Below are 5,607 nucleotides of genomic sequence, written 5' to 3'. Positions count from 1 at the left end.
CAGGGACAGGTGACGGCGACGTTAACCAGCACGGCGGCGGTGACGGATGTGCAGGTGTCGGCGAAGACGGCGGCGAATCAGTCATGGATAAAAGCTGATAGCCCGGTGAGTTTTGAAGAGTTGAGCCTCAGTTATCATGTCACCCGCGTAACGGTGGACAAAGAAGGCCCGCTCTACAACGAAGGCACTGATGCTTACACCTTCACGGCGACGGTGGAAGATGCGTATGGCAATCTGGTGGTGGATAAACCGATCGATATCGATTGGCAGACAGATCCAGCGGTTGACGGGTTAAAACTGACGAAGCAGAACAATTCGGTGAGTAATGCGCAGGGACAGGTCACTGTAACGTTAAGTAGTACAGTGGTAGCGATTGATGTGCAAATGTCCGCAAAAACGGCTACCCAGCAGACGCCGGTGAAGGTGGATAAAAAAGTCAGTTTTATCGGTCCTGATGAGCTTGCTTCTCTGACTGTTAGCCCAGATCACGTAACAGAAGGAGAAGGCGAGGGGCATACTTACACCTTTACTGCCACAGTAAAAGATTTTTCCGGGCAGGCGAAAAGCGGTGTTGCGGTGGCCTGGAGTGCAACAAATAGTAAGGGAGTTACCATCACTGATAAAAACTTGGTTACTCAGGTAGTGGGTGATGGTAAAACAGATGCTGATGGGAAAGCTCAGTACCAGATATATAGCAAAAGCGGCGGGTTTGTTGCTGTTATGGTAACGGCTAAAGTGAATGATTTATCTGTTGGCTCTAAGAATAAGACGGTGGAAATTAAGGCTAATGAGCAGGATGTTGCTAACTTCTTTATATTGGATTATCACCATAAAGATGGAGAATCGCTCGGGCGTTCAGTACCAAAGGAAAGAATGAACTTTGGCTGGCAAGGAATGAAGTTTAAACCTGAGTATTTGCCTGGAAAAGCAAGAATATCTGGTGGTTATATTGGAGTATATGATTCAAGTAATAGGAACGTAATTGATGTGGATAGAGAGCGTTTTCAAGTTAAAAAAGCAGGAATGGTTACATTAACTGCAACGTTTACACACCCAGAATCTGGTCGGTATTTAAAATATGTTATTCCTGATGTGAAAATTAACCATTTTATAATTTTTGATCCTAACCCGATAGGGCCGGGAATTGGTTACCCTGACTTGAATAGTCGTATTGACAAGAGGCAGCCTTTAGCTCGTTGTACAAGAGGAGATAGGATACAAGAGCGTGATCTTGGTAGCTCAATTGATTATCTGGTCAATAATTTGGATTTAAATCTTATTGATAAGGGTTTATTAGGTGACCCAACTGAAGGATTCAGTCAGGCGGCAATAAGAATGGGGGGGCTACAAATAGATGATACAAAAATTCAGGCTCATTTGTTGGATAATAGTGGTTTAGCTTCAAATGCTTATGTGGTTTTATGTGAGGAGTAGGGGGATAAGCATCATTTATAGAAGAGCATTATTTTGATAGGAAATTAGGTGTTTGTTACTTATTGGTGTTTAATTTTAATATGAGATTTAATATGTTGACACTTACAGCAGATATAGTTTCAGGAATAATGGTTTTAGAAGCGTGTCCAATTGTCATTACTGTGACTTATAGTGAAAACGTAGCCATGTTATCTTCTCGTTATTTTAACAGATTCAGCCTCTAATGAGCGATCACAGAGGTTTCTCGTACATTAGCTGTAATTAGAATTTTTACTCACCAAGGTTATTTAAAACTTGGACAGCGAGGGAAAAGTAATTATTTAATTATTCACTGAAATTAATGTAGATGATATTATTAATATGAATGTTTACGCTGATGGTATTATGTGAGAGGAGTTGGATTAAGTATTTATTACTATTGATCCTCATACATTAATCAAGGAATATGTGGAGAAAGCACTGTATCCCACTTTATGATACCTTTTGGATAAAGAATACATTGCTATTACAGTAATGGCTAAAGTAAATAGTTTATTTATGTGGGAAGTAGGGAGGATATAATAGGTAGTCAGCATCATTGTAGAATAACATTATTTTGATAGAAATTAGGTGGTTGTTACTTGTTGGTGTTTAACTTTAATATGAGGTTTAATATGTCGACACTTACAGCAGATATAATTTCAGGAATAACGGTTTTAGAAGAGTGCCCGGTTGTTATCACTGTGACTTATTCAGGCGATGAGACTCACAAAGTAACGGATTCGACTGACATAGTGTACGAGAACCCGAAAAATACCAGTTTTGATGATATCCCTCGTATTTCAAGAGATGTTGAGAAAAATACCTGTACTGCGAAATTTGTTGTTACTGCTGGTTCTGGTGCCGGTGATTTCACCATAACATTTTCAATGGATCAGGCTACGGACCCCGATGCTAAATTGGAAATTGCATTTCATTCTATTGATAAAAATGGTTTTTCATATGCAGCATTTGAACCTATCATTATTGGCGATTCGCTGATAAAAGACTTATCTCCGTCAGCGGATAATGAGGAGCCTTCTGAATCTAATGGCAGCCTCCTTATTAATCTATATGCGCTGAGTAAAACAAATGAGCCGTTACCCTATTTTCAAATTCCTCTGGTAACGGATAGAATAGTGCGTATTTTTGGGTACGATGGAAAAAACATTGCGGAGGAAATATCTCCTTTTATTCAAAAGTTAAGTAGTTATAAATATTATATTAATACGGACAAAAACGGTTTTGTTGCTTTAAGGATTTTCCCCAGTCAGAAAGGGAATGGGAATTATGCGGTTGATATATTCACAGAATTGCCGGATTTTTCAAAGAGATCTTCATCGAATATTCTGTTTATTACAAAAGATATTAACCCAACGCTTGCAACGCCAGATATTGAAGAGTTGAATGGTAATAAATTAGCGCCATCAGTAGGAAATAGTAGTACAGGTTTCCATGTGAGTATTCCATTCTATGAAGGTGTTAGACCGAAAGATAGAATTTTCTTAATGATCAAAGAAGATAATTACGAAACACCAAGTGCGTCTGTCGTAATTACTGATCTGAATCAGTTGAATAATCCGTTTATTTTAGTTCCATATGCCAGTGTTCCCAATATTGGTGGTAATGAGTTATATTATTATAGGGCTGATACAACGGGAAATATCACTATGTCATCTGCCCTCTATTTTAATCTAACGAGGTCAGCACCAAATGTACCACCAGAGATTAATCGTATATTAGCGAGACCCAGAATTTTTAGTCATATGCTACAGATGGAATTTGGCTGGCCAGCTTGGATCAATCTTAATGATATCTTAGGCGGAGGATTAGATGCCCATATTACTGTGGATAAAAAAAGTGGAATAGAGGTAAATAATGTTATCAATATACGTATTTACGTTAATGGTATTATCAGTGAGAATCCATCTTCGAAACTTTATTCTGTTGTTCCTCATACGGTAACTGCCGATGAAGTGGCGACTGGAGAGGCTATTATTCCGCTTGGTCAAGCGTCTTTTACTAATATAGATTCATATCGTGATGGTACGCCAGGCTCAGTTTATATCACTTACAGCGTAGGCCAAAAGGAATCTAAGATTTGGTTTGGATACATTGATACTGTTCCGTAGACTCATATCGTGGTGGTACGCCAGGCTCAGTTTATATCACTTACAGCGTAGGCAAAAAGGAATTTAAGGTTTGGTTTGGATACATTGATATGGTTCCAGTAGGATAACAAATTTAACGGATTGAGCTTTTACCTGTTTATGGAGAATGCGTAAGCGTTTTCCATTTTTCCGGACATGTTGCTTATTGGTGAACTGGCGATTTCTTTATTACCGAGCTATAATGCTTTATTAATCGTTGTTATTTTATTTTCAACCAAGGAATCATGGAACTAATGGTGGCAGTATGAATAATGTCAGGCATGGTGAAAAGTGATTTAATAATTACCGTAATCTTAACTCCAGATATATTGTAACTATGTCGGGTATGCTTGGATATAAATCTTATGTTATGAGTGGTGGATTTATTGCTATTACTTTAACAGCTAAAGTAAATAATTTATTTATGTGATAAACAGGAAGGAGGTAATAGATAATAAGCATCGTTGTATAAACGCATTATTTTGATAGAAAATTAAGTGTTTGTTACTTATAGATGTTTAACTTTAATATGAGGTTTAATATGTCGACACTTACAACAGATATCGTTTCAGGAATAACGGTTTTAGAAGAGTGCCCGGTTGTTATCACTGTGACTTATTCAGGTGATGAATCTAATAAAGTAACGGAAACGACTGACATAGTGTATAGTACCTCAGAAGATACCCGTTTTGATAAGATCCCTTGTATTTCAAGAGATGTCGAAAATAATATCTGCACTGCGAAATTTGTTATTACTGCTAATTCGGGTGCCCGTGATTTCACCATAACATTTTCAATGGATAAGGTTACGGACCCTGATGCTAAATTAGAAATTGCATTTCATCCTATTGATAAAAATGGTTTTTCACATGCAGCGTTTGAGCCTATCATTATTGGCGATTCGTTGATAAAAGACTTATCTCCGGCAGCGGATGATGAACGACCTTCTGAATTTAATGGTAGTCTGCTTATTAATCTATACGCTTTGAGTAAAACAAATGAGCCGTTACCCTATTTTCAAATTCCTCTGGTAACGGATAGGATAGTGCGTATTTTTGGGTATGATGGAGGACAAATTACGGAAGAAATATCTCCTTTTATTCGAAAATTAAATAGTAATAAATATTATATTAATACGGATAAAAAAGGTTTTATTGCTCTAAGGATTTTCCCCAGTCAGAAAGGGAGGGGGAACTATGCGGTTGATATGTTTACAGAATTGCCGGATTTTTCAAAGAAATCTTCATCAAATATTCTGTTTATCACAGAAGACATTAATCCAACGCTCGCGGTGCCAGATATTGAAGAATTGAATGGTGATAGGTTAACGCCATCAGTAGGAAATAGCAGTACAGGTTTTCATGTAAGTATCCCGTTCTATGAAGATGTTAAACTGAAAGATAGAATTTTTTTAATGATCAAAGAAGGTAATAATGAAAGGCAGATTCGACTAATAAGTGCAATTTTTCAGAAGGGCGGTCAGTTGCTATAGTAGGCATCTTTCTCGCCAAAGGAAAATGCACTATGGCCTATACACAACTGACCGAAACAGAAAGATACCAGATTTCCAGTTTAAGAGAAGCGGGTTTTTCACAGCTTTTCATTGCTGAGTCACTTAAGCGAAGCCCATCGACCATCAGCAGAGAATTGAAGAGAAATCAAGAAGTCCAGACATACTGCCCTGAACAGGCTCATTTGAAGGTATTGGCTCGTCGTCATTTTGCTAAGAAAGCCGTGAAAATAACGCCGGAAGTAAAAAAATGGATAAAACGGTTAATTTGGAAAGACTTAAGTCCTGAACAGGTGGCTGATTATTTAAAGCAACATAAAGGGATATCTTTGCATCATGAGACAATTTATAGACTGATTTATAAAGATAAAATAGAGGGGGGGTGATTTATGGCAACATCTGCGAATTGCCAGAAAACCCTATCGTAAACGTTATGGTAGCTATGAAAGAAGAGGCAAAATTAAAAACCGGGTCAGTATTGATGAACGCCCGGAA

At 37.9% G+C, this 5,607-nt stretch carries 3 protein-coding genes and 1 pseudogene; all 4 read left to right on the top strand.

The features are described 5' to 3' along the window. Window positions 1-1,434: Ig-like domain-containing protein (locus LG003_RS22280; RefSeq protein WP_262981671.1), on the top strand; the 1,434-nt coding region annotated here is incomplete at its 5' end. Window positions 1,435-2,087: 653 nt separating this feature from the next. Beyond that, entirely contained in the window at window positions 2,088-3,584 is a 1,497-nt protein-coding gene (locus tag LG003_RS22275) for a hypothetical protein (protein WP_112879565.1), read from the top strand. A gap of 559 nt (window positions 3,585-4,143) precedes the next feature. Continuing rightward, on the top strand, window positions 4,144-5,094 hold the full coding sequence (locus LG003_RS22270; protein ID WP_262981670.1) for a hypothetical protein: 951 nt from the start codon (window positions 4,144-4,146) through the stop codon (window positions 5,092-5,094). Between the two features lie 32 nt (window positions 5,095-5,126). Then, window positions 5,127-5,607 (top strand): annotated as a pseudogene (locus LG003_RS22265) (IS30 family transposase); the annotation flags it as partial.

Source organism: Photorhabdus kleinii (assembly GCF_025384885.1).
GTDB lineage: Bacteria > Pseudomonadota > Gammaproteobacteria > Enterobacterales > Enterobacteriaceae > Photorhabdus > Photorhabdus kayaii.
Note: the sequence above shows the minus strand (reverse complement) of the source record. Positions and strands in the feature narration are given on the sequence as shown.

Coding starts and splice junctions, on each gene's coding strand:
- LG003_RS22275 (WP_112879565.1), top strand. CDS start 2,088: ATGTCGACACTTACAGCAGATATAATTTCAGGAATAACGGTTTTAGAA.
- LG003_RS22270 (WP_262981670.1), top strand. CDS start 4,144: ATGTCGACACTTACAACAGATATCGTTTCAGGAATAACGGTTTTAGAA.